Source organism: Streptomyces sp. NPDC021093 (assembly GCF_044333135.1).
Lineage (GTDB): Bacteria > Actinomycetota > Actinomycetes > Streptomycetales > Streptomycetaceae > Streptomyces.
Genome location: NZ_JBIRQJ010000002.1, coordinates 728,733 through 752,498, shown reverse-complemented (window position 1 = coordinate 752,498; position 23,766 = coordinate 728,733). Strand labels below are relative to the sequence as shown.

The following is a 23,766-nucleotide window of genomic DNA, read 5'->3' as shown; positions in this document are numbered from 1 at the left end:
CGGGTCGCCCCCACCACAGGGCCCAACCCCCGCTGAAAGATCGACTCTTGGCGGCCTGGTGACGCAGCCGCCACGGAGTGTCAGTCGGTTCGGCGTTTTTTGTACGGCAGGCCCGGGACAGGGCCCGCCGGTTCCTCCAGCACGACGCTCACGTCCGCACGCCCGCCGTGCGTCGACGTCCGTCTTCTTCGGCGCGCACCTCGGCGCGCGGACGCCCTCAGCAGACGCCCCTCTTCAGTCGTCACTCATTCTCTGGAGTCCCGTGATGGACACCCCTGTCTCCACCACCCCTCTCTCCTCCCTCAGCACGGTCGCCGTCGTCGGCCTCGGCACCATGGGCACCGGCATCGCCGAGGTCCTGGCCCGCGCGGGCCGCACGGTGATCGGCATCGACATCAGCAGTGCCGCGGCCCACCAGGCGGTCGCCGCGCTCGAAGCGTCCACCGCCCGCGCCGTGCGCAAGGAGCGGATCACCGCGGTCGAGCGGGCCGAGATGCTGGCCCGGTTCCGTACTTCGGTGGAGCTGTCGGACGCCGCGGAGGCGGACCTGGTCATCGAGGTCGTCCCCGAGTCGTACGAGATCAAGCACCAGGTCTTCCGCGAACTGGACGCCGTGGTCCGCCCGGAGACGATCCTCGCCACCGGCACCAACGCCCTCTCGGTGACCCGACTGGCCGCCGACTCGGCCCGCCCCGAGCGCGTCCTGGGCCTGCACTTCTTCAACCCGGCCCCCGCGATGAAGCTGGTGGAGATCGTCTCCTCCGTGCTCACCGCCCCGACCGCCGTCGCGGCCGTCACCGACCTGGCGCACGACCTCGGCAAGGAACCGGTCGCGGTCGGCGACCGCCCCGGCTTCGTCGCCGACGGGCTGCTGTTCGGCTACCTCAACCAGGCCGCCGCGATGTACGAGGCCAAGTACGCCTCCCGCGAGGACATCGACGCCGCGATGCGCCTGGGCTGCGGTCTCCCGATGGGCCCGCTCGCCCTCCTGGACCTGATCGGCATCGACACCGCACGCACCGTCCTGGACGCGATGTACGCGGAGTCGCACGACCGGCTGCACGCCCCCGCCCCGATCCTCAAGCAGCTCAGCGAGGCCGGGCTGACCGGCCGCAAGGCGGGCCGCGGCTTCTACACGTACGAGGAGCCGGGCAGCGACAGCGTGGTCCGTGACGCGCAGACGCCTCTTGAGGCGGCGCCGCTCACCACCGGCCGGGAGATCCGTACGGTCGGCGTCGCCGGCTCCGGAACGATGGCCTCCGGCATCGCCGAGGTCTTCGCGAAGGCGGGCTACTCCGTGGTCCTCGCGGCCCGCAGCGCCGAGAAGGCGGAGACGGCCAAGTCCCGCATCAACAAGTCCCTTTCGCGCTCTGTCGACAAGGGGCGGATGACGGCGGAGGCCCGCGACGAGACCCTCGCCAGGATCACCCCGGCGGGCTCCCTCGACTCCTTCGCCGACGTGGACCTGGCGCTGGAGGCGGTCGCCGAGGACCTGGAGGTCAAGCAGCAGCTGTTCGCGACCTTCGACAAGGTCTGCAAGCAGGGCGCGATCCTCGCCACCACCACCTCCTCGCTCCCGGTCGTCGCCTGCGCCCGCGCCACCTCGCGCCCGCAGGACGTCATCGGGATGCACTTCTTCAACCCGGCCCCGGCGATGAAGCTGGTGGAGATCGTCCGTACGGTCCTCACCGCGGACGACGTGCACGCGACCGTCCGCGACCTCACCACCAGGATCCGCAAGCACCCGGTGGACTGCGGCGACCGGGCGGGCTTCATCGTGAACGCCCTCCTCTTCCCGTACCTCAACAACGCCATCAAGATGGTCCAGGAGCACTACGCGTCCCTCGACGACATCGACGCCGCGATGAAGCTCGGCGGCGGTTACCCGATGGGCCCCTTCGAGCTCCTCGACGTGGTCGGCCTGGATGTCTCGCTCGCCATCGAGCAGGTCCTGCACCGCGAGTTCCGCGACCCGGGCCTGGCACCGGCGCCGCTCCTTGAGCACCTGGTCGCGGCCGGCTGCCTGGGCCGCAAGACGGGCCGGGGCTTCCGGGAGTATGCGCGACGGTAGGCAGGCGGGTGCTCCTGGCTGGGGCGGGCTGCTGGAAGGCGCGGGCGGCCCGCCCCCTCAGGCGCGCTCCCCTGCGCGGATGGGTTACGTTCAGGGCATGCCCCAGGCCCCCAGGACTTCTCGTACGACCTCTGCGCCCGACGTGCCCGAGAGCGCCGCGGGTTCGCGCGCGGCTGCGCAGCGCCTCAAGATGCGCCGCGAGCTCTCCGCCGCGGCGATGGAGCTCTTCGCGACGAAGGGGTACGAGGCGACCACGGTCGACGAGATCGCCGCGGCGGGCGGTGTCGCCCGCCGGACCTTCTTCCGGCACTTCCGCTCCAAGGAAGAGGCGATCTTCCCGGACCACGACGACACCCTCGTACGGGCCGAGGCGGTGCTCAACGCGGCGCCCCCGCACGAGCACCCGCTCGACACGGTGTGCCGCGGCATCAAAGAGGTGATGCGGATGTACGCCGCCGCCCCCGCGGTCTCCGTGGCCCGCTACAAGCTCACCCGCGAGGTGCCCACCCTGCGCGAGGCGGAGATCGCGTCGGTGGCCCGCTACGAGCGGCTCTTCACCCGCTATCTCCTGGGCCACTTCGACGAGCACGACCACCAGCCGGGCAACGACGACCCGCTCCTCGCCGAGGTCGCCGCCTCGGCGGTCGTCACCGCCCACAACCACGTCCTGCGGCGCTGGCTGCGGGCGGGCGGCCAGGGCGACGTGGAGACCCAGCTGGACCATGCCTTCGCGATCGTCCGCCGCACCTTCGGCTCGGGCATCGGGGCGGGCCGCTCGGCGGACCGCAGGACCGACACCGCCGCCCCCGTGGCGGCCACGGCGTCGGTCAGCGGGGAGGTACTGGTGACGGTGGCGCGCACGGACGCACCTCTTGAGGAAGTCATGCGCACCATCGAGCAGGCCCTGGCGAAGGGCTGACCCGGCGCACCACTGCGCCACCTCGTCCCCGACGGACCTCCCGTCGCACCGACGAACCTCCCGTCCCGCCGACGGGAACAACGCCGCCCAGAGGCCGCCTGCACCGGCGCCCGGGCGGCGTCGTCATGTCCGCACCCGCCCCGGTGCCCCCCGGACAGGGACCCGGCCCACGCCCCTGACCTGCACTGATCGATCATCGTTCATAAACTGATGGCACTCAGTGCCTTGTCACTTGTCACGGGGTGCCATACCTTGAAGTTGTCCGGGCGGCCGGCGTGCAGAGATCTCTCGTACGCCGGCTGTCCCCGCACACCTCCCGGTGTGCGCGCCCGGACGCCTGCGTCACAGGCAACCTCCCGCGCACCACCCCGCGCTGCCGATCCACCCGCATCACCGCCGAACCGACGGCACACCTCCACCCTCACTTCCCCCTCAAGCTCCCGAAGCACCGCCGGAGGCCCCCCGTGAAGGAAATCCTGGACGCGATCCAGTCGCAGGAAGCGACTGCCGCGGACTACGCAGCCCTCGCCGTCCCCGAGTCGTACCGCGCGGTCACCGTGCACAAGGACGAGACGGAGATGTTCGCCGGGCTCACCACCCGCGAGAAGGACCCCCGCAAGTCGCTCCACCTGGACGACGTGCCGGTGCCCGAACTCGGCCCGGGCGAGGCCCTGGTGGCGGTCATGGCATCGTCGGTGAACTACAACTCCGTCTGGACCTCCATCTTCGAGCCGATGTCGACCTTCGGATTCCTCGAAAGGTACGGAAAGCTCAGCGAGTTGACGAAGCGTCACGACCTGCCGTACCACGTGATCGGCTCCGACCTGGCGGGCGTCGTGCTGCGCACGGGACCCGGCGTGAACGCCTGGCGGCCCGGCGACGAGGTCGTCGCGCACTGCCTCTCCGTCGAGCTGGAGTCGAGCGACGGCCACAACGACACGATGCTCGACCCGGAGCAGCGCATCTGGGGCTTCGAGACCAACTTCGGCGGCCTCGCCGAGATCGCCCTCGTGAAGTCCAACCAGCTGATGCCCAAGCCCGACCACCTCAGCTGGGAGGAGGCGGCGGCGCCAGGTCTGGTCAACTCGACCGCGTACCGCCAGCTCGTCTCGCGCAACGGCGCCGGCATGAAGCAGGGCGACAACGTCCTGATCTGGGGCGCCAGCGGCGGACTCGGCTCCTACGCCACGCAGTTCGCACTCGCGGGCGGTGCCAACCCGATCTGTGTCGTCTCCAGCGACCAGAAGGCGGACATCTGTCGCGCGATGGGCGCCGAGGCGATCATCGACCGCAACGCCGAGGACTACAGGTTCTGGAAGGACGAGCACCATCAGGACCCGAAGGAGTGGAAGCGCTTCGGCAAGCGCATCCGCGAGCTGACCGGCGGCGAGGACGTCGACATCGTCTTCGAGCACCCGGGCCGCGAGACCTTCGGCGCGTCCGTGTACGTGACCCGCAAGGGCGGCACGATCGTGACCTGCGCCTCGACCTCGGGCTACAACCACGAGTACGACAACCGCTACCTGTGGATGTCGCTGAAGAAGATCGTCGGCTCGCACTTCGCCAACTACCGCGAGGCCTGGGAGGCCAACCGGCTGGTCGCCAAGGGAAAGATCCACCCGACGCTTTCCAAGGTGTACTCGCTCGAAGACACCGGCCAGGCCGCCTACGACGTCCACCGCAACCTGCACCAGGGCAAGGTCGGCGTGCTGGCGCTCGCCCCGAGCGAGGGCCTGGGCGTCCGCAATCACGAGCTCCGCGAAACACACATCGACGCGATCAACCGCTTCCGGAACGTGTGATGACCGACCGCAAGAAGGACCGCCCCTGGCTCATGCGGACCTACGCCGGTCACTCGACCGCCGAAGCGTCCAACGAGCTGTACCGGCGCAACCTCGCCAAGGGCCAGACCGGCCTTTCGGTGGCCTTCGACCTGCCCACCCAGACCGGCTACGACCCGGACCACGTCCTCGCCCGCGGCGAGGTCGGCCGGGTCGGCGTCCCGGTGTCCCATCTCGGCGACATGCGGCGGCTGTTCCAGGACATCCCCCTGGAGCAGATGAACACCTCGATGACCATCAACGCCACCGCGATGTGGCTGCTGGCGCTCTACCAGGTGGTCGCCGAGGAGCAGGGCGCGGACCCGGACCGGCTGCAGGGCACCACCCAGAACGACATCGTCAAGGAGTACCTGTCGCGCGGGACGCACGTCTTCCCGCCGGGACCCTCGCTCCGGCTGACGACCGACATGATCACGTACACGGTCAACCACATCCCCAAGTGGAACCCGATCAACATCTGCAGCTACCACCTCCAGGAGGCGGGGGCGACCCCGGTCCAGGAGATCTCGTACGCGATGTCGACGGCGATCGCGGTCCTGGACGCGGTGTTCGCGTCCGGGCAGGTCCCCGAGGACCGCAAGGGCGATGTCGTCGCCCGCATCTCCTTCTTCGTGAACGCGGGCGTCCGCTTCATCGAGGAGATGTGCAAGATGCGCGCCTTCGGCCGCATCTGGGACAAGATCACGCGTGAGCGGTACGGCATCGAGAACGACAAGCAGCGCCGCTTCCGCTACGGCGTCCAGGTCAACTCCCTGGGCCTCACCGAGGCCCAGCCGGAGAACAACGTCCAGCGCATCGTCCTCGAAATGCTGGCCGTCACGCTCTCCAAGGACGCCCGCGCCCGCGCCGTCCAACTCCCCGCCTGGAACGAGGCGTTGGGGCTCCCCCGCCCCTGGGACCAGCAGTGGTCCCTGCGCATCCAGCAGGTCCTCGCGCACGAGAGCGACCTCCTTGAGTACGAGGACATCTTCGCCGGATCGCACGTGATCGAGGCCAAGGTGGAGCAGCTCGTCGAGGAGTCCCTCGCCGAGATGCGGCGCATCGAGGAGATGGGCGGCGCGATGGCCGCCGTCGAGTCCGGCTACCTCAAGTCGCAGCTGGTCTCCTCGCACGCCGAGCGCCGGGCCAGGATCGAGGGCGGCGAGGAGAAGATCGTCGGCGTCAACGTCTACGAGACGACCGAGCCCAACCCCCTCACCGCCGACCTCGACACCGCGATCATGACGGTCGACCCGGCGAACGAGGCCCGTGTGGTGGCCGCCCTGCACCGGTGGCGCGACGACCGCGACGAGGCGCGCGCCCAGGAGTCCCTGGCCGCCCTCAAGGCGACCGCCGCCGGCACCGGCAACCTGATGGCCGCCACCGTGGAGTGCGCCCGCGCGGGCGTCACCACCGGCGAGTGGTCGTGGGCGCTGCGGGACGTCTTCGGCGAGTTCCGCGCCCCGACGGGGGTGTCGTCCGCCCCGGTGGCCGTCACCGCTGAACCGGGCACGCCGCTGGCCCTCGTACGGGAGAAGGTGCGGCGGACCGCCGACGAGCTGGGGTCCGGGCGGCTGCGCCTCCTGGTCGGCAAGCCGGGCCTGGACGGGCACTCCAACGGCGCCGAGCAGATCGCCGTACGCGCGCGCGACGCGGGCTTCGAGGTGGTCTACCAGGGCATCCGGCTCACGCCCGAGCAGATCGTGGACGCGGCCCTCGCCGAGGACGTGCACTGCGTGGGCCTGTCGATCCTGTCCGGCTCGCACGCCGAGCTGGTGCCGGACGTTCTCGTACGGCTCCGGGAGGCGGGCGCACCCGAACTGCCCGTCATCGTCGGCGGGATCATCCCGAACGCCGACGGCGCCGAACTGAAGCGGGCGGGAGTCGCCGCCGTCTTCACCCCGAAGGACTTCGGGATCACGGAGATCATCGGCCGTATCGTCGACGAGATCCGGAAAGCGAACAAGCTCGACCCTCTGGAGGTCCCCGCATGACCAGCGTCACCGATGGCACCGCCGTCAACCGCCTTCGTCCCCGCCGCTCCTGTCTCGCGGTCCCCGGGTCGAACCCCCGCTTCCTGGAGAAGGCTCAGGGCCTCCCCGCCGACCAGGTCTTCCTCGACCTGGAGGACGCCTGCGCGCCGCTCGCCAAGCCCGAGGCGCGGCACACCATCGTCAAGTTCCTCAACGAGGGCGACTGGACCGGCAAGACGCGCGTCGTGCGCGTCAACGACTGGACGACCGAGTGGACGTACCGCGACGTCGTCACGGTCGTCGAGGGCGCGGGCCAGAACCTCGACTGCATCATGCTGCCGAAGGTGCAGGACGCCCAGCAGATCGTCGCGCTGGACCTGCTCCTCACCCAGATCGAGAAGACGATGGGCTTCGAGGTCGGCAGGATCGGCATCGAGGCGCAGATCGAGAACGCGCGCGGTCTGAACAACGTCAACGCGATCGCCGAGGCGTCCCCCCGCACCGAGGCGATCATCTTCGGCCCGGCCGACTTCATGGCCTCGATCAACATGAAGACCCTGGTGGTGGGCGAGCAGCCGCCCGGCTACGGCGCCGACGCGTACCACTACATCCTGATGAAGATCCTGATGGCGGCCCGTGCCAACGACCTCCAGGCGATCGACGGCCCCTACCTCCAGATCCGCAACGTCGACGGCTACCGCGAGGTCGCCAAGCGCGCCGCGGCGCTCGGCTTCGACGGCAAGTGGGTCCTGCACCCGGGTCAGGTGGAGGCCTCGAACGAGATCTTCTCCCCCTCCCAGGAGGACTTCGACCACGCCGAGCTGATCCTCGACGCGTACGACTTCTACACGTCGGAGGCGGGCGGCAAGAAGGGTTCCGCGATGCTCGGCGACGAGATGATCGACGAGGCCAGCCGCAAGATGGCGCTCGTCGTCTCGGGCAAGGGCCGGGCCGCCGGCCTGCAACGCACCTCGAAGTTCGAAGCCCCGGAGGCCTGATCACCATGCAGTTCGGACGCACCTTCGAGGAGTTCGAGGTCGGCGCGGTCTACAAGCACTGGCCGGGCAAGACGGTCACCGAGTACGACGACCACCTCTTCTGTCTCCTCACCATGAACCACCACCCGCTCCACATGGACACCAACTACGCGGAGAAGACCACCGACTTCGGCAAGAACGTCGTGGTCGGGAACTACATCTACTCCCTGCTCCTGGGCATGTCCGTCCCCGACGTCTCCGGCAAGGCGATCGCCAACCTGGAGGTCGAGTCGCTGAAGCACATCGCGCCGACCTTCCACGGCGACACGATCTACGGCGAGACCGTCGTCCTCGACAAGACCCCGTCGAAGTCGAAGAACGACCGAGGAATCGTCTACGTCGAGACGAAGGGCTACAAGCAGGACGGCACGGTCGTCTGCGTCTTCCGCCGCAAGGTGATGGTGCCGACGGAGACGTACATCAAGGAGCGCGGCGGCGAGCAGCCGGGCCGCCCCGAGCCCAAGACGCAGGAGAAGAAGTAGCCATGGCCCGTCTCGCCCAGACCGCCGGTCTGACCGACGTACAGCAGGAAATCCTCTCCACCGTACGGAACTTCGTCGACAAGGAGATCATCCCGGTCGCCACGCAGCTGGAGCACCGCGACGAGTACCCGACGGAGATCGTCGAAGGCCTCAAGGAACTCGGCCTGTTCGGGCTGATGATCCCCGAGGAGTACGGCGGCCTGGGTGAGTCCCTTCTCACATATGCGCTCTGTGTGGAAGAGATCGCCCGCGGTTGGATGAGTGTGTCCGGAATCATCAACACGCACTTCATCGTGGCGTACATGCTCAAGCAGCACGGGACGCAGGAGCAGAAGGACACCTTCCTGCCCCGGATGGCGCTCGGCGAGGTGCGCGGCGCGTTCTCGATGTCGGAGCCGGCGCTCGGTTCGGACGTCTCCGCGATCAGCTCCAAGGGCGTCCGCGACGGCGAGGAGTACGTGCTCAACGGCCAGAAGATGTGGCTGACCAACGGCGGCACGTCGACGCTCGTGGCCGTCCTGTGCCGCAGTGACGAGGGTCACCCGGAGGGCACTGCTCCGCACAAGTCGATGACCACGTTCCTGGTCGAGAAGGAGCCGGGCTTCGGCGAGGTCCGCCCAGGTCTGACCATTCCCGGCAAGATCGACAAAATGGGATACAAGGGGGTGGACACCACCGAGTTGATCATGGACGGACTGCGCATTCCGGCCAATCGCGTACTCGGCGGGGCCACCGGCCGAGGGTTTTACCAAATGATGGACGGTGTAGAGGTCGGCCGCGTGAACGTCGCGGCCCGTGGTTGCGGAGTCGCTCAGCGTGCCTTCGAGTTGGGCGTCTCGTACGCCCAGCAGCGCCACACCTTCGGCAAGCCGATCGCCCAGCACCAGGCGATCCAGTTCAAGCTGGCCGAGATGGCCACCAAGGTCGAGGCCGCTCATGCGATGATGGTGAATGCAGCACGCAAAAAGGACAGCGGGGAACGAAACGACCTCGAAGCAGGGATGGCCAAGTACCTGGCCTCCGAATACTGCAAGGAAGTCGTCGAGGACGCCTTCCGCATTCACGGCGGATACGGGTTCTCGAAGGAGTACGAAATCGAGCGCCTCTACCGCGAGGCACCCATGCTGCTGATCGGTGAAGGTACCGCCGAGATCCAGAAAATGATCATTGGTCGGCGACTCTTGGAGGAATACCGGTTCCAGGGCTGATTGTTCGCTTTGCGTAGATTTCAACGCGAAGAAGATCACACCCTGTCACCTTCTCCAGGCGTCTTTCCGGCCGCTGACTCGCTTTCCGGCTTGCCCAGTTGCACCCCGCAACCGATAGCATCGCCGGAAAGCCGCCGTCCCCCGTCTCCGCGCGGCATCATCCGCTACGAAGGTCTTCCATGCCCCACAGCCAAACCTCTGCACCACGCGACGGCGTCTCCTCGGGTCTCATCCCCAAGGGTCGCCTTGCTCGCGGAGCATCGCCGTGGCTCCTGCCGACCGTCGCGACCGCGGCCCTCACCCTGGCCAAGGCGCGCAAGTCGGGCCGCTGGGCCGCCGCAGCCGTCCCCACCACCGCTCTCGCGGCGGGGATGCTGTGGTTCTTCCGCGACCCCGAGCGCGAGATCGCCCAGGGCCGGGTGATCTCGCCGGCCGACGGTGTGGTGCAGAGCATCATGCCGTGGAAGGACGGGCGCACCCGCGTCGCGATCTTCATGAGCCCGCTGAACGTCCACGTCAACCGCGCGCCCCTGGCGGGCACGGTGACGTCCGTCGAGCACGTGCCCGGCGGTTTCGTTCCGGCGTTCAACAAGGAGAGCGAGAACAACGAGCGCGTTGTCTGGCACTTCGACACGGAGCTCGGCGACATCGAGATGGTGCAGATCGCGGGCGCTGTGGCCCGCCGCATCGTCCCGTACCTGCCGCAGGGCACCAAGGTGGAGCAGGGCGAGCGGATCGGCCTGATCCGCTTCGGGTCGCGCGTAGACATCTACCTTCCGGAAGGTGTCGAAGTCGCGGTCGAGGTGGGCCAAACCACTACCGCGGGGGTGACCCGAATTGACCGTGACTGATCCAGAGACGCAGGCGGGCTGGGTTCCCGAGGCCGAGGCCGAGACCGACGCGGAGGACATGCCGCTCAGTCTGAGGCTGTCGATAGCGGACACCCTCACGCTCGGTAACGCCACGTGCGGATTCATGGCGGTGTACTTCACCACCACCGGAATCCTCATTCCGCACCTCCAGGGCAGCGCGGAGACCGGCATGGCGCGCAACAGCGCCGCCACCGCCGTGATCCTGATGCTGCTCGCCGCGATCTTCGACCTGTGCGACGGGCTGGTGGCCCGCAAGCTGCGCAGCTCGCCGATGGGCGCGGAGCTGGACAACCTCTCCGACCTGATCAGCTTCGGGCTCGCCCCCGCCTACTTCGTGCTCGTGTACGGAATGGTGGCGGACGACGCCCAGCAGAAGGTGGCGGCGGTAGCCGCGATCGTGGTGTTGCTGGCGGTGGTGCTGAGGCTTGCGCGGTTCAGTTGCGTGACCATGAAGGACGGCATGTTCCAGGGCATGCCGAGCCCCTTCGGAGCGCTCACGGTCGTCTCGATCGTCCTGCTGGAACTGCCCTTCATCCCGACCCTGCTCGCCGTGCTCGGCGTGGCCTGGCTGATGGTGAGCCGGGTCGAGTACCCGAAGCCGCGGGGCATCCTCGCGGTCGCGATGCTGAGCTGGATCGTCGGTGCGATGGGTCTCCTCGCGGCCTGGGCCTTCGACGCCCCCGGCGGCCAGCTGCTCCTGCAGACCGGCTGTGCGCTCCAGGTGGTCATGGGCGCGGTGATCCCGCTGTTCGCCACCGCGCGACGCGTGAACACCTTCCGCGGCAACCGTCGCGAGGCACGGGCGGCACAGCTGCCGTAGCGGTTCTCGTACGTACGTGAAGAGGGCCCCCGGCCGGTGCAAACCGGCTCGGGGGCCCTCTTTCGTGTGAAGCGCACGGGTGCCGGGTGGACGCGCCGAAGGCAGGCCCGGTGCGCTGCGTGCGGGTCCGCCGTGGCTGGTCGCGCCGTTCCCCCGCGCCCCTATGGGGCTTGGACACCGTCGCCGTCGAGCTCCGGGCGTACCAGGACCTTGATGTGCTCGTCCGGGGCGCTGAGCGTGTCGACGGCCGCGGCGATCCCGCCGAAGCCGACCTCGCCGGTGATCAGCGCCGCCGCGTCCACGCTGCCGTCGGCGATGCGGCGCAGGGTGTGCGCGTACTCCTCGGGCGGGTAGGCCAGGCACATCCGGACGGTGATGTCCTTGTAGATCCCGATGACCGGGCGGAAGGTGTCCTCAGTCATGCACGCGCCGATGAGCAGGACGGTCGTGCCGCGCGGGGCCTTCCGGAGGATCTCCTCCAGCATCCCCGCCTTCCCGGAGCACTCCAGTACGGTCAGCGCCTGCCCCGGCTCCGCGGCCTCCCGCCACGCGTCGAAGGGGTCGCGGACGGCGGGGTCCACCCCCGCGTGCGCACCGAAGGCGGTGGCGAGCCCCCTGCGGCGTACGGAAGGCTCGGAGACGATCACCGGGCCGATGCCGCGCTCGACGAGTACCGCCGTCGCCCCGAGACCGATGGGGCCCGCGCCGAGGACGACCGCGCCGGAGCCGGGCGGCAGGTCGCAGCGGGCGACGTTGCCGAAGCCGACGGCGAGGGGTTCGGCCAGGGCGGCGACCGGCGGCGGGACGTGTTCCGGGACCTCCACCAGGGCCGCGGTCTGCATGACCATGCGGGAGCCGAAGCCGCCGGGGAAGTCGTTGGAGTAGCCGATGGTGCGCAGCGTGCCCGTGGCGTCGAGCGCCCATGGCAGCCCGCCGACGGTGCGGCCCTCCCACTCCCCCGGCGTCAGGACGCGTGCGCACAGCTCGTGGCCCATGACGAGGTCGGCGTCCGGGTCGAAGACGAACGACGTGGTGCCCGAGTCGTGGGACGCCTTGAGGAAGGCTTCGGTGTGGCGGTACGCGGACAGGTCGGAGCCGCAGATCCCGGTGGCCAGGGTCTCGACGAGCACCTGCCCCGGGCCGGGGACGGGCTCGGGCACCTCGTCGACGACGAAGGCCCCGCCGCGCAGGACGGCGGCGCGCATCACCGGGCCCCTCCTTCGGTCAGCGCGTTCTCGACGGCCTGGCGCACGGCGCCGGTGAAGCGGGCGCTGTTGGCGTGCGCCCAGTCCATGGAGGCGGCGCGGCGGCGGTTGGCGCCGGTGAAGTGCGGGACGACGTACTCGGCGAACAGTTCGTAGCTGCGCCGCTTGTCCTCGGGCCTGCCGGTGGGCAGGTCGAGCAGCAGCAGGGTGCCGAAGCCGCCCGATGACGCGGCCAGGGCCTCGATGCGGGCGATGGCGTCGGCGGGGGTGCCGAGGATGGCGACGCCGAAGGTGGGGAAGCCGCCGGTGGTCCACTGCTTGACGGCGGACGCGGCGTCGCCGCCCCACGGCATGGTGCGGCCGGACAGCCCTTCGATGTAGCGCACGAGGTGCAGCACCCCGTACTCGGCCTGCCCGCGGGCCTCCTCCGCGGTGTCGGCGAGGTGCATCGGGACGACGAGCCGCCAGCTGTCGCGGTCCGCCGGGTGGCCGTGCTCCGCACAACTGCTCTCGTACACCTGCCAGTTGCGGGTCAACGCCGCCTCGCCCGCCGGGTCCCCCGCCGCCAGGGAGAGCAGCCCGATGCCGTGCTTGCCGGCCTGGACGGATCCGGAGGGCGACACGGTGGAGGCCACTGCCAGGTCGATGCCGTCGGGCCGGTAGGGGGCCAACTGGAGCCGGGCATCGGTGAGTTCGAACCAGTCGGTACGGGCGGTGACGGTCTCGCCGCGCAGCAGCGGCACGATCACGTCGAGCGCCTCGGCCATCATGGCGCGCTGCTTCAGCGGGTCGATGCCCATCATGAAGGCGTCCGAGGCGAGCTGCCCGGGGCCGGTCCCGAACATCACCCGCCCCCGGGTCTGCTGGTCGAGCTGCACGGACTGTGGGTGACGGCGGACGCGGGCGGCGTGGACGCGCTGCGGGAGCTGCTGCGGGAGCAGGGGGTCGCGGACCGCGCGATGTGGCTGGTGGCGCGGGTACCGAACGCCCTCGACGAGCGCCGACTCATCGACAGTGCCTGGGACTTGGCAGCGGTACGGCGGGCCCACGAGGACTTCCTGGAACGCTTCGCGGGCGCGCGGGCGGCGACGGACGAGGCGGCGTTCGTCCTGCGCACCCGGCTGGTGCACGCCTGGCGGCTGACCTTCGCCCGCGATCCACGGCTGCCGGACGCACTGCTCCCGGCCGGCTGGCCGGGGCGGGAGGCGACGCGCCTGTTCGTGGACACCTGGCTGACGCTGCGCGAACCGGCGGCCCGCCACTGGTCGGAGCTGGCGCGGGACCCGGCGGGACCCTCCTGCTAGGACCTGTCCGGCGGGAGCACGCCGCACAGTGCTTCCAGGGCGGCCCCGTACGCATGGTCCGGCGGGGTCGCGTACCCCACGACCAGACCGTCCGCGGCGGGTGTGGTGGCGTCGGGGTGCCGGAAGCCGGTGAGGCCGTCGAGTGCCAGGCCGTGGCGGGCCGCCGCCCGGAGGGTGGCGGTCTCGGTTCCTGCGGGGAGGCTGAGGACGGCGTGCAGACCGGCCGCGACACCGGTGACCCGGACGTGCGGGGCGTGTGCGGCCAGGGCGGCGGACAGCTGGTCGCGGCGCGCACGGTAGCGCTGGCGCATCCGGCGGACGTGCCGGTCGTAGTGGCCTGAGGCGATCAGGTCGGCGAGGGTGAGCTGGTCCAACGCGCTTGCCCACGCCTCCCGTTGGCCCTTCACGGCCAGTACGGGATCGACCAGGTGGTCGGGCAGCACCAGCCAGCCGAGCCGGATCGCCGGGGAGAGGCTCTTGCTCACCGAGCCGAGGTAGACGACGCGTTCGGGATCCAACCCCTGTACCGCGCCCACCGGTTCGCGGTCGTAGCGGAACTCGCCGTCGTAGTCGTCCTCCAGGAGCAGCGCGTCGTGGGCGCGCGCCCAGTCGACCGCCGCCACCCGGCGCGCGGAGTGCAGCGGACCACCGGTGGGGAACTGGTGGGCGGGCGTGAGGAGCGCCCCCTTGAGGCCCTTGTGGTTGCCCAACTCCCCTGTGTTCGCCCCGTATTCGTCGATCGACAGGGGTACGGTGCGCACTCCCGCCGCGTCCAGCAGATCGCGGTGGAAGGGCAGGCCGTACGACTCGACGGCGAGCGGGCCGCGCAGCAGCCCGCGCGTCCGGCCGCCCACCCCTCCGTACAGCAGCCGCAGCGCGTGCGCGAAGCCGGAGCAGATGACGATGCGGCCGGGGGTGGTGCGGACGCCCCGGACGCGGGAGAGGTATTCGGCGAGGGCGCGGCGCAGCTCGATGCGTCCCTGGGGGTCGCCGGGGCCGAAGGCTTCGTTGGGGGCGGCGACCAGCGCGCGGCGGGCGGCGGCGAGCCAGGCGGTGCGGGGGAAGGACGCGGCGTCGGGCTGTCCCTGCCGCAGGTCGTGCACGGGGCCCGGCGGCTGCGTCCGCTGCGGTGCGTGCACCGGCCGGGGCGGGGTCGCGCGGGCGGCGACCCGGGTTCCGGAGCCCTGGCGGGCGGTGAGCCAGCCCTCGGCGACGAGTTCGGCGTACGCGGAGGCGACGGTGTTGCGGGCGATGCCGAGGTCGGCGGCGAGCGAGCGGTACGGGGGCAGCCGGGTGCCGGGGGCGAGCCTGCCCTCGCGTACCGCTTCGCGCAGGGCGTGGGTGAGCGCGGCCTGCCGGCCGCCCTTCTCGGCGGGGAGACTCAGATGGAGGTCCGCACCGATGCGTTCGGCGGAATTGACCCAGGATTCCGGCATGGGAGTGCACCCTACCGGGGGTCTGTGCGAAAGGCCCGGCCCGGGGTTCGGACCGGGCCTTCGCCACGGCTCAGTGGTACGGCTCGGAGGTACGACCGCGGCGTACGACTCAGAGGCACAGCTCAGAAGCGCAGCTCGGAGCAGCGGCTCAGACGTGTGCGGCGGAGCCGAGCATGTGCGACGCGTTCTCCAGCGGGGAGAGCGCCGGGGCCGGAACCGGGGCGACGGTGTCGCGGCAGGTGAAGCCGAGCCGGGTGAGCGCCCGGGACACCTCGCTCGCGGTGAAGTCACGGCGGTCCTGGCGGGTGATGACCTCGCCCACCTGCTTGACGGGGTAGGTCCGGCGGCCGATCGTGACGGACTCGCCCGTGACGGGTTCGGGCTTGATGCCCTTCATCGCCTCCTGGACCTCGCTCTTGACCAGCTCGAAGGGGAAGCGGGCGATGACAACGCGCATGAGACCTCAACAAGGTTGCAGGGACGGAGAGTTGACGGGGAGCTCGGTGTTATGCGGCGCTGCGCTGGGTGCTTCCGGGGGCACGGCGCTGCTGCCCAGGACGGCCGCGGCGGCCGCGGGACGGGGAGCCGCCCCGCTTGGGCCGCTCGGGGGCGGTGATGACGACCGGCACCCCGGACGGCGCCTTCGCACCGGTGATGCGCGTCAACTCCGCTTCGCCCGCCCGCACTTGAGTGGTCTGCGGGGTGATCCCCGCGGCACGCATGAGGCGGGTCATGTCACGGCGCTGGTTCGGGGTCACCAGGGTGACCACGCTGCCGGACTCACCGGCGCGGGCGGTACGGCCGCCGCGGTGCAGGTAGTCCTTGTGGTCGCTGGGCGGGTCGACGTTGACGACCAGGTCGAGGTTGTCGACGTGGATGCCGCGGGCTGCGACGTTGGTCGCCACCAGCACGGTCACGTGGCCGGTCTTGAACTGCTCCAGCGTGCGGGTGCGCTGCGGCTGGGACTTGCCGCCGTGCAGCGCCGCCGCCCGTACCCCGCTGTTCAGCAGGTGGTCGGTGAGCCTGTCGACCGCGTGCTTGGTGTCCAGGAACATCAGCACCCGGCCGTCGCGGGCGGCGATCTCCGTGGTGGTCGCGTGCTTGTCCGCGCCGTGCACGTGCAGGACGTGGTGCTCCATGGTGGTGACCGCGCCCGCCGACGGGTCGACGGAGTGGACCACCGGGTCGCTCAGGTAGCGGCGTACGAGAAGGTCGACGTTGCGGTCGAGGGTGGCGGAGAACAGCATCCGCTGGCCGCCGCCGCGCACCTGGTCGAGCAGTTCGGTGACCTGCGGCATGAAGCCCATGTCGGCCATCTGGTCGGCCTCGTCGAGGACGGTGATCTCCACGTCGTCCAGGGCGCAGTCCCGGCGCTCGATGAGGTCCTTGAGCCGGCCTGGCGTGGCGACGACGACTTCCGCGCCGCCGCGCAGCACGTGGGCCTGGCGGCCGATCGACATGCCGCCGACGACCGTGGCCAGCCGCAGCCGCATCGAGCGGGCGTACGGGGTGAGTGCGTCGGTGACCTGCTGGGCAAGCTCGCGGGTCGGCACCAGCACCAGGGCCAGCGGCTGTCGCGGCTCGGCGCGCCTGCCCGCCGTACGGGCGAGGAGGGCCAGGCCGAAGGCGAGGGTCTTGCCGGATCCGGTGCGGCCCCGACCCAGGACGTCGCGTCCGGCGAGGGAGTTCGGGAGGGTGGCGCCCTGGATCGGGAAGGGTACGGTCACGCCCTGCGCGGCGAGCGCGGCCAGCAGCGGGGCGGGCATGTCCAGGTCGGCGAAGGTCTCGACGGCGGGCAGCGCGGGGGTGACGGTCACCGGCAGGGCGAATTCACCCTGTACGGCGGCGGGGCGACGGCCGTGGCCGCCGCTGCGGGCACCGGTGTATCGGGAGTGTGTACGAGTGGTGGCGCGGGGGTTGCCGGTGCGCGTGCTGCGGTCCATGCGGAACCTTTCCTCGATACGGCACGTGTCGAGGAATTCCCGGTGGCGGCCAGCAGGTGAACGCAGCGGAGAATCGCAGGATCGAGCCGAATAAAATTCGAAAGCTAATTCCAGCCGTCCGACTCCGGGCCCAGGAATGAGCAACGGGAAGCCGAAGAGAAATGGAATAAATAGGAAAAACGGGTGGTGGGCCGGAAAATCACGGCGCGGCACCATCCGGGAAAAAGCAACGAGCTGGGGCCCGCACCCCAAGGTGCGGGCCCCAGCTGCGTACTGCTGTGCCTAAAGATCAGGCGGGGGTGATGTTCTCCGCCTGCGGGCCCTTCTGGCCCTGCGTGACGTCGAAGTTCACCTTCTGGCCCTCCTGGAGCTCGCGGAAGCCCTGGGCGGCGATGTTCGAGTAGTGGGCGAAGACGTCGGCGCCGCCGCCGTCCTGCTCAATGAAGCCGAAGCCCTTTTCCGCGTTGAACCACTTAACGGTGCCAGTAGCCATGTCAAACTCTCCTTGGAAACCACAACTGCAACTGCAAACCACAACTGCAGATGAGAAGGACACTAGCACGGAAACGTCAATCGGTCTCCTGGAAGATTTTCTGCCTGCCGGACCGCTCCTGAAATTCTCCCCGCCGCAGGACGGATTTTTCTGCAGCCGCAGGGACAGATATTCCCTCGCGGCGGGCGGCGAAGGAGGCGCGGTAGGCGCGGGGGCTGGTGGCGAGGCGGTTGCCGAAGTGCTGGCGCATGGTGATCTCGCTGCCGAATCCGGTGCGCCGGGCGACCTCGGGCATCGGCAGATCGGTGTGTTCCAGGAGCTTCTGGGCGGCGGCCACCCGCTGGTCGAGGAGCCAGCGCAGGGGCGTGACGCCGGTCGCCGCGGTGAACTGGCGGGCGAAGGTGCGTACCGACATGCCCGCCCTGGCGGCGAGCTGTCCGACCGTCAGCGGTTCATCGAGATGCCGGATCGCGTGCGCGCGCACCGAGGCGAGGGCGTCGGCGCAGCGGTCGGTGCGCGGGGTGGGGTGCTCGATGAACTGCGCCTGGGTGCCGGTCCTGAACGGCGCGGTGACCATGGAGCGGGCGACCGTGGCCGCAACTTCCGCGCCGTGGGCGGTGCGGACCAGGTGCAGACAGAGGTCGATGCCGGCGGCGGTTCCGGCGGCGGTCCAGATGCCGCGGTCCTCGATGAAGAGCGCGTCCGGCTCGACGGTGACGTGGGGATGGTGGGTGCGGAGCAGCTCGACGAGGCCCCAGTGGGTGGTCGCGCGACGGCCGTCGAGGAGCCCGGCCTGCGCGAGCGTGAAGGCTCCTCCGCAGAGGGCGGCGATGGGAGTGCCGCGCGCGTGCGCCCGGCGGAGCGCCCCGAGGAGCGGGGCCGGGGCGAGGGTGAGGTGGTCGTCCAGGCCGGGCACGAGGATCAGGTCGGCGCGGGGCAGCCAGGCGAGGGTGCGGTCGGGGGTGACGGTGAGGCCCCCGCGCAACGGGATGGGGTGCGGGGAGGCAGCGACCCGGCGCAGGTCGAAGGCGGGGACGCCGCGGTCGGTGCGGTCGGTGCCCCAGACCTCGGTGATGACGGAGAGGTCGAAGGGGCGGATGCCGGGGAAGGTGAGGAGGGCTACACGGTGGGGGGAGGTTGGGGTGGCCACGGGGGCAGTAAACCATCGGTCGATGGGTTGTTCCCCCAATCACCCCCACCGCTCTCTTGGACAGCGGGACCGCCCCCTCACCCTCCTCCCCAGCCCCCTTGGACAGCGGGGCCGCCCCCTCACCCCGCTCCCCCGAGCCCCCTTGGGCAGCGGGACCGCCCCCTCACCCCGCTCCCCCGAGCCCCCTTGGGCAGCGGGGCCGCCCCCCGGGGGCGGAACGGGTGGGCAAGGGGGCGGCCCCCACGCGGAGCGCTCCCTCCCCCGACCGCACGCCCTCGCCACCGCACCCCCGCGCCCCGCGACCGCGACCGCTCCCCGTGCGGGCCGGTGGGCCGCTTCGCGGATGAGCCCCTCCCGCCCCTCCACCTAAACCGCTCGCCGCGGGGCGGGAGGGTGGGTGGTACGTGCGGGTGCGTCGTGGCTGATCGCGCAGTTCCCCGCGCCCCTAACGGGGCCGCTGAGCGCGCCCACGCGGCGGAGCCGCATGTCCAGTGCAGCCCCGCGCCCCTAACGGGGCCGGTGGGCGTCGTAGCTGGTCGCGCCCGCGCGGCGGAGCCCCGGGCACGGCTGCGCCGCGCGTCCTCAGGCTCCGGACGGGCTGAAGTTGCTGTACTCGCGCAGGTGTTGTGCCGTCAGTGTGTCGCCCTTGGTGACCAGTTCTTCCGGTGTGCCGGTGAAGACGATGCGGCCGCCGTCGTGGCCGCCGCCGGGGCCCAGGTCGATCAGCCAGTCCGCGTGGGCCATCACCGCCTGGTGGTGCTCGATCACGATCACCGTGTTGCCGTCGTCGACCAGCCGGTCGAGCAGGGCGAGCAGCTGGTCGACGTCGGCTATGTGCAGACCGGTCGTCGGCTCGTCCAGGACGTACGTCGCGGCCTTCTCCGCCATGTGGATCGCCAGCTTGATCCGCTGCCGTTCACCGCCGGAGAGCGTGTTGAGGGGCTGGCCGAGGCGCAGATAGCCGAGGCCCACGTCGGTCAGGCGGGTGAGGAGGACGCGGGCCTGGGTGCCCGCGGTGCCGCCCACCGCGCTGCCGTCCGCGAAGAAGTCGTACGCCTCGGCGACCGACATCCCCAGCACCTCGCTGATGTTCTTGCCGTTCAGCGTGTAGGCGAGGACCTCTGCCGTGAAGCGCTTCCCCGCGCAGACCTCGCACACCGACGCCACTCCAGCCATCATCGCGAGGTCCGTGTAGACCAGTCCGATGCCGTTGCAGTTCGGGCAGGCGCCTTCGGAGTTGGCGCTGAAGAGTGCCGCCTTCACGCCGTTGGCCTTGGCGAAAGCGTTGCGGATGGGGGTGAGGAGGCCGGTGTACGTGGCGGGGTTGGAGCGGCGCGAACCGCGGATCGGCGACTGGTCGGCGACCACGACGCCCTCGCGGCCCGGCAGGTTCCCGTGGATGAGGGAGCTCTTCCCGGAGCCCGCGACGCCGGTGACGACCGTCAGCACTCCGGTCGGGATGTCGACGCTCACGTCTCGGAGGTTGTGCTGCGAGGCGTCCTGGACGGAGATCCAGCCGGTCGGCTGCCGCGTCTCGGTGCGCAGCTCGGCGCGGTGCGAGAGGTGCCGGCCGGTGAGGGTCCCGGAGGCCTTCAGCCCTTCCACGTCCCCGCTGTAGCAGAGCTCGCCGCCCGCCGTACCGGCGCCGGGGCCGAGGTCCACGACGTGGTCGGCGATGCGGATGACCTCGGGCTTGTGCTCGACGACCAGCACCGTGTTGCCCTTGTCGCGCAGCCGGAGCAGCAGGTCGTTCATCCGGCGGATGTCGTGCGGGTGCAGGCCCGTGGTCGGCTCGTCGAAGATGTACGTGACGTCCGTGAGGGACGAGCCCAGGTGGCGGACCATCTTGACGCGCTGTGCCTCGCCGCCGGACAGCGTGCCGGCCGGCCGGTCCAGGCTGAGGTAGCCGAGGCCGATCTCGACGAGGGAGTCGAGGAGGTCGCGCAGATTCGCCAGGAGCGGGGCCACCTCGGGGGCGTCGAGGCCGCCGACGAACTTCGCGAGGTCGTTGATCTGCATCGCCGCGCACTCCGCGATGTTCACCCCGTCGATCTTCGATCCGGGTCGAAGAAGCCGGAGCCGACGATGATCCCCCACGGCCAGGAGTCCACCGCGTGGCCCGGCACGGTGACCGCGCCCTCGTTGAGGGACTTGTCCCGGTCGACGAGCTGGTCCACGTCGATGTCCGAGACCTGTCCCATGCCCTCGCAGCGCGGGCACATCCCGTCGGGCAGGTTGAAGCTGAAGGCGCCCGCGCCGGGCAGGTTCGGCACGCCCAGCCTGCTGAAGACGATGCGCAGCATCGCGTACGCGTCGGTGGCCGTGCCCACCGTGGAGCGGGAGTTGGCGCCCATCCGCTCCTGGTCGACGACGATCGCGGCGCTGAGGTTGTCGAGGCCGTCGACGTCCGGGCGGCCCAGGCTCGGCATGAAGGACTGGAGGAAGGCCGTGTACGTCTCGTTGATCAGCCGCTGGGACTCGGCGGCGATCGTCCCGAAGACCAGCGAGGACTTGCCGGAGCCGGAGACTCCGGTGAAGACGGTGAGGCGGCGCTTGGGCAGGTCGACCGAGACGTCCCGCAGGTTGTTCTCGCGGGCGCCGCGGACCCGGATCAGGCCGTGGCCGTCGGCGGGATGCGGTTGTCGCGTGGCCGTACTGACAGATTCCGAAGGCATGTGGCGAGCCTATGCGCAGGCACTGACAAGTGGCTGTTTCTCATCGATCGCTGACTTCCTACCCCCTGTCGGCCCTACGGCCCGCCCGGCAGGATGGGCGTCATGGACATCACTCAGAACACCGCACTGGTCGTCATCGACGTGCAGCAGGGCTTTGAAGACCCCTTCTGGGGAAACCGCAACAACCCCTCCGCCGACGACAACATCGCCGTGCTCATCGACGCCTGGCAGTCCGCGGGCCGCCCGGTCGTCTTCGTGCGGCACGACTCCGAGGAGACGTGGTCCCCGCTGCGCCCCGGCCAGTCGGGCAACGACTTCAAGCCCTACGTCGAGGACCGCCGCGGCAAGTCCGGCTCCCGTGAGGTCCTCGTCTCCAAGCTGGTCAACTCCGCCTTCTACGGCACCCCCGACCTGGACGCGTGGCTCAAGGCATCGGACATCACCCAGTTCGCTGTGGTCGGCATCCAGACCAACATGTGTGTGGAGACCACGGCCCGCATGGGCGGCAACCTCGGCTACCAGGTCATCCTTCCCCTGGACGCCACCCACACCTTCGACCTCAAGGGCCCCTTCGGCTGGCAGCGGAGCGGCGACGACCTCTCCCGCGCCACCGCGGTCTCCCTGCACGGCGGCCGCTTCGCAGAGGTGACCACCACCGAGGAACTGCTGAAGGCTGCCCGCACCGCACGCGACTGAATCACCAATTGGCCGTCAGTTCCCCGGAGTTGACCGGACGGCCTTCGGAACACCGGGTGTCTTCGCATCCGGCCGCATAACGACGGACGACGCGGCTGCACCACCACCGGAACACGGCATTCAACCGACTGCGGCGACTGGAGCAACTCGTGCAGGCCGCCGTGTGGGGGCCGAGCGGGGGGCAACATGCAGCGGTTCGAGGTCATCCACCGGGATCGGTGGTAGGGGCGGAGTGCGGGGCGGTGTCGGGGGTGGGGGCGCTCCGCGTGGGGGGCCGCTCCCTTGCCCACCTGCCCCCCCGGGGGGCCAGCCCCGCTGCCCAAGGAGGCGGCGGTAGCCGCCAAGGGGGGCTCGGGGGCAGGCTTTTAGGGGCGCGGGGAACTGCGCGGCCGGCCACGACGCACCCGCACGTACGAACCACCCGCCCCGCACCCCCGCCCGCTACCGCTACCGCAGAAAATCGCGGCCGATCTGTTCCGCGACCTGCTCCAGCAGCGGTCCCGCTTCGGCCATGCTCCGCTGGGGGTCCGGTTCCAGTGCGCTCAGTGCGTACGCCCTGCGGATGCCTGCCCGGCCCAGCGCCTCAGCGGGCAGTGCGAGCCGGCCGCACACCGCGACGACCTCCACCCCGCGTGCCCGCGCCGCCGCCGCGACGCCCGCGGGGGCCTTGCCGTGCAGGGTCTGCTCGTCGAGGGAGCCCTCGCCCGTGATGACGAGCGTGGCCCGCTCCAGGGCCGGGGCGAAGCCCAGTACGTCGAGCATGACCTCGATGCCGGGCCTGAAGCGCGCGCCGAGCGCGGCCAGCGCCCCGTAGCCGATGCCGCCCGCGGCCCCCGCGCCCGGGGTGTCGGCCAAACCTGTGCGGCCCGAAGCAGGGTCGAGGATCGACGCGTAGTGCGCCAGCGCCGCGTCCAGCGTCGCCACGTCCTCCGCCGAGGCCCCCTTCTGCGGCCCGTACACCGCCGGTGCGCCGACGGGCCCGGTCAGCGGGTTGTCGACGTCGCTGGCCAGGATCAGATCGACCCCGCCCGCGCCTGCAGCCGCCAACCGCGTGTCGAGCCCCGACAGGTCCGCCGTCGCGAGATCGCGCAGACCGCCGCCGCCCGGGCCGACGGGCTTGCCGTCCGCGTCCAGGAAGCGTGCGCCGAGCGCGGCCAGCATCCCGGCCCCGCCGTCCGTCGTCGCACTGCCGCCGACGCCGAAGACGATCGTCCTGGCGCCCGCGTCGAGCGCCGCCCGCAGCAGCTCGCCCGAGCCGTACGTGGTCGAGGTGAGCGGCTCGAAGACGCCCGGCGGCAGGTGCTGGAGGCCGGAGGCCTCCGCCATCTCCACCACGGCCGTGCCGTCCGCCTCGCGGAAGGCGTACGCCGCGGTCAGCTCTTCGCCGCGCGGGCCGGTGACCCGTACCTCCCGGCGTTCGAAGCCCGCGGCGACCGCAGCGGCCACCGTGCCGTCGCCGCCGTCGGCGACCGGCAGGGACTCGACCTCCACGCCCGGCACCGCTCTGCGCAGCCCGACCGTCACCCGCTCGGCGACCTGTACCGCCGTGAGCGAGCCCTTGAACTTGTCGGCTGCGACGAGCACATGTGCCCCGCCGCCTCCCGCACTGCTCGCAGCACTGCTGCCCGCACTGCTTGCCTTTCCGTGTACTGCTCCGTCCGC

Annotated in this window: 19 protein-coding genes and 1 pseudogene; 11 read left to right on the top strand and 9 right to left on the bottom strand. The window is 70.7% G+C overall.

All coding sequences use genetic code 11. From position 1 onward, the window contains the following. The first annotated feature begins 265 nt into the window (after positions 1-265). The 9 genes from ACH4SP_RS08225 (at position 266) to pssA (ending at position 11,202) form a co-directional block, all read left to right on the top strand. Positions 266-2,071, top strand: coding sequence for a 3-hydroxyacyl-CoA dehydrogenase family protein (locus tag ACH4SP_RS08225; RefSeq protein ID WP_398411335.1), 1,806 nt, complete (start codon positions 266-268; stop codon positions 2,069-2,071). Positions 2,072-2,150: 79 nt separating this feature from the next. After that, positions 2,151-2,990, top strand: coding sequence for a TetR family transcriptional regulator (locus ACH4SP_RS08220; protein WP_398411332.1), 840 nt, complete (start codon positions 2,151-2,153; stop codon positions 2,988-2,990). Positions 2,991-3,454: 464 nt separating this feature from the next. After that, entirely contained in the window at positions 3,455-4,792 is a 1,338-nt protein-coding gene (gene ccrA, locus ACH4SP_RS08215; RefSeq protein WP_398411329.1) for a crotonyl-CoA carboxylase/reductase, read from the top strand. Beyond that, complete coding sequence (locus ACH4SP_RS08210) at positions 4,792-6,804, top strand: protein meaA (RefSeq protein WP_398411326.1); 2,013 nt, start codon at positions 4,792-4,794, stop codon at positions 6,802-6,804. Before ccrA ends, ACH4SP_RS08210 begins: the two co-directional genes overlap by 1 nt. Next, positions 6,801-7,781, top strand: coding sequence for an HpcH/HpaI aldolase/citrate lyase family protein (locus ACH4SP_RS08205; protein ID WP_398411323.1), 981 nt, complete (start codon positions 6,801-6,803; stop codon positions 7,779-7,781). Before ACH4SP_RS08210 ends, ACH4SP_RS08205 begins: the two co-directional genes overlap by 4 nt. 5 nt (positions 7,782-7,786) lie before the next feature. Further along, on the top strand, positions 7,787-8,302 hold the full coding sequence (locus ACH4SP_RS08200; RefSeq protein ID WP_398411321.1) for a MaoC family dehydratase: 516 nt from the start codon (positions 7,787-7,789) through the stop codon (positions 8,300-8,302). A 2-nt stretch (positions 8,303-8,304) separates the two neighbouring features. Continuing rightward, positions 8,305-9,510, top strand: a complete 1,206-nt coding sequence (locus ACH4SP_RS08195) for an acyl-CoA dehydrogenase family protein (protein WP_398411317.1) — start codon at positions 8,305-8,307, stop codon at positions 9,508-9,510. Between the two features lie 179 nt (positions 9,511-9,689). Continuing rightward, positions 9,690-10,361 carry a phosphatidylserine decarboxylase gene (locus ACH4SP_RS08190; protein ID WP_398411314.1) on the top strand — a complete coding sequence of 224 codons (672 nt, stop codon included), beginning with the start codon at positions 9,690-9,692 and terminating at the stop codon, positions 10,359-10,361. Continuing rightward, positions 10,348-11,202, top strand: a complete 855-nt coding sequence (pssA, locus tag ACH4SP_RS08185) for a CDP-diacylglycerol--serine O-phosphatidyltransferase (RefSeq protein WP_398411311.1) — start codon at positions 10,348-10,350, stop codon at positions 11,200-11,202. The genes ACH4SP_RS08190 and pssA overlap by 14 nt, the downstream gene beginning before the upstream one ends. Positions 11,203-11,363: 161 nt before the next feature. Here the strand turns inward: pssA and ACH4SP_RS08180 are convergent, their stop codons facing one another. Together ACH4SP_RS08180 and ACH4SP_RS08175 are read right to left on the bottom strand one after the other, a co-directional pair. Further along, positions 11,364-12,407 (bottom strand): zinc-binding dehydrogenase, encoded by a 1,044-nt coding sequence (locus ACH4SP_RS08180; protein ID WP_398411306.1) that lies wholly within the window; start codon positions 12,405-12,407, stop codon positions 11,364-11,366. After that, a complete protein-coding gene (locus tag ACH4SP_RS08175; protein WP_398411303.1) occupies positions 12,407-13,285 on the bottom strand; it encodes an LLM class flavin-dependent oxidoreductase in 879 nt (292 codons plus the stop codon). The genes ACH4SP_RS08180 and ACH4SP_RS08175 overlap by 1 nt, the downstream gene beginning before the upstream one ends. Positions 13,286-13,294: 9 nt before the next feature. On the opposite strand from ACH4SP_RS08175, the gene ACH4SP_RS08170 reads away from it, so the two are divergent. Further along, entirely contained in the window at positions 13,295-13,711 is a 417-nt protein-coding gene (locus ACH4SP_RS08170; RefSeq protein ID WP_398411301.1) for a PaaX family transcriptional regulator C-terminal domain-containing protein, read from the top strand. On the opposite strand, the gene ACH4SP_RS08165 is transcribed toward ACH4SP_RS08170, so the two are convergent. From ACH4SP_RS08165 to ACH4SP_RS08140, 6 genes and pseudogenes are all read right to left on the bottom strand, one after another. After that, positions 13,708-15,147, bottom strand: a complete 1,440-nt coding sequence (locus ACH4SP_RS08165) for a PLP-dependent aminotransferase family protein (protein WP_398411298.1) — start codon at positions 15,145-15,147, stop codon at positions 13,708-13,710. The two genes, ACH4SP_RS08170 and ACH4SP_RS08165, sit on opposite strands and share 4 nt — an antisense overlap. A gap of 148 nt (positions 15,148-15,295) precedes the next feature. Continuing rightward, positions 15,296-15,604 (bottom strand): SCO5918 family protein, encoded by a 309-nt coding sequence (locus tag ACH4SP_RS08160; protein ID WP_398411295.1) that lies wholly within the window; start codon positions 15,602-15,604, stop codon positions 15,296-15,298. Between the two features lie 49 nt (positions 15,605-15,653). Beyond that, entirely contained in the window at positions 15,654-17,090 is a 1,437-nt protein-coding gene (locus ACH4SP_RS08155; RefSeq protein ID WP_398411292.1) for a DEAD/DEAH box helicase, read from the bottom strand. Between the two features lie 289 nt (positions 17,091-17,379). Continuing rightward, on the bottom strand, positions 17,380-17,583 hold the full coding sequence (locus tag ACH4SP_RS08150; RefSeq protein WP_069572018.1) for a cold-shock protein: 204 nt from the start codon (positions 17,581-17,583) through the stop codon (positions 17,380-17,382). 76 nt (positions 17,584-17,659) lie between these two features. Beyond that, positions 17,660-18,733: a GlxA family transcriptional regulator gene (locus ACH4SP_RS08145; protein ID WP_398411284.1), complete on the bottom strand. Its 1,074-nt coding sequence runs from the start codon at positions 18,731-18,733 to the stop codon at positions 17,660-17,662. 582 nt (positions 18,734-19,315) lie between these two features. Then, a pseudogene (locus ACH4SP_RS08140) lies at positions 19,316-21,408 on the bottom strand (ATP-binding cassette domain-containing protein). A gap of 102 nt (positions 21,409-21,510) precedes the next feature. On the opposite strand from ACH4SP_RS08140, the gene ACH4SP_RS08135 reads away from it, so the two are divergent. Further along, a complete protein-coding gene (locus ACH4SP_RS08135) occupies positions 21,511-22,104 on the top strand; it encodes a cysteine hydrolase family protein (protein ID WP_398411279.1) in 594 nt (197 codons plus the stop codon). Between the two features lie 447 nt (positions 22,105-22,551). On the opposite strand, the gene ACH4SP_RS08130 is transcribed toward ACH4SP_RS08135, so the two are convergent. Continuing rightward, positions 22,552-23,688: a glycerate kinase gene (locus ACH4SP_RS08130; protein ID WP_398411276.1), complete on the bottom strand. Its 1,137-nt coding sequence runs from the start codon at positions 23,686-23,688 to the stop codon at positions 22,552-22,554. Between the last annotated feature and the right edge of the window lie 78 nt (positions 23,689-23,766).

Coding starts and splice junctions, on each gene's coding strand:
- ACH4SP_RS08195 (WP_398411317.1), top strand. CDS start 8,305: ATGGCCCGTCTCGCCCAGACCGCCGGTCTGACCGACGTACAGCAGGAA.
- ACH4SP_RS08190 (WP_398411314.1), top strand. CDS start 9,690: ATGCCCCACAGCCAAACCTCTGCACCACGCGACGGCGTCTCCTCGGGT.
- ACH4SP_RS08155 (WP_398411292.1), bottom strand. CDS start 17,090: ATGGACCGCAGCACGCGCACCGGCAACCCCCGCGCCACCACTCGTACA.
- ACH4SP_RS08165 (WP_398411298.1), bottom strand. CDS start 15,147: ATGCCGGAATCCTGGGTCAATTCCGCCGAACGCATCGGTGCGGACCTC.
- ACH4SP_RS08220 (WP_398411332.1), top strand. CDS start 2,151: ATGGGTTACGTTCAGGGCATGCCCCAGGCCCCCAGGACTTCTCGTACG.
- ACH4SP_RS08210 (WP_398411326.1), top strand. CDS start 4,792: ATGACCGACCGCAAGAAGGACCGCCCCTGGCTCATGCGGACCTACGCC.
- ACH4SP_RS08225 (WP_398411335.1), top strand. CDS start 266: ATGGACACCCCTGTCTCCACCACCCCTCTCTCCTCCCTCAGCACGGTC.
- ACH4SP_RS08160 (WP_398411295.1), bottom strand. CDS start 15,604: ATGCGCGTTGTCATCGCCCGCTTCCCCTTCGAGCTGGTCAAGAGCGAG.
- ACH4SP_RS08200 (WP_398411321.1), top strand. CDS start 7,787: ATGCAGTTCGGACGCACCTTCGAGGAGTTCGAGGTCGGCGCGGTCTAC.
- ACH4SP_RS08150 (WP_069572018.1), bottom strand. CDS start 17,583: ATGGCTACTGGCACCGTTAAGTGGTTCAACGCGGAAAAGGGCTTCGGC.
- ACH4SP_RS08180 (WP_398411306.1), bottom strand. CDS start 12,407: ATGCGCGCCGCCGTCCTGCGCGGCGGGGCCTTCGTCGTCGACGAGGTG.
- ACH4SP_RS08205 (WP_398411323.1), top strand. CDS start 6,801: ATGACCAGCGTCACCGATGGCACCGCCGTCAACCGCCTTCGTCCCCGC.
- ACH4SP_RS08135 (WP_398411279.1), top strand. CDS start 21,511: ATGGACATCACTCAGAACACCGCACTGGTCGTCATCGACGTGCAGCAG.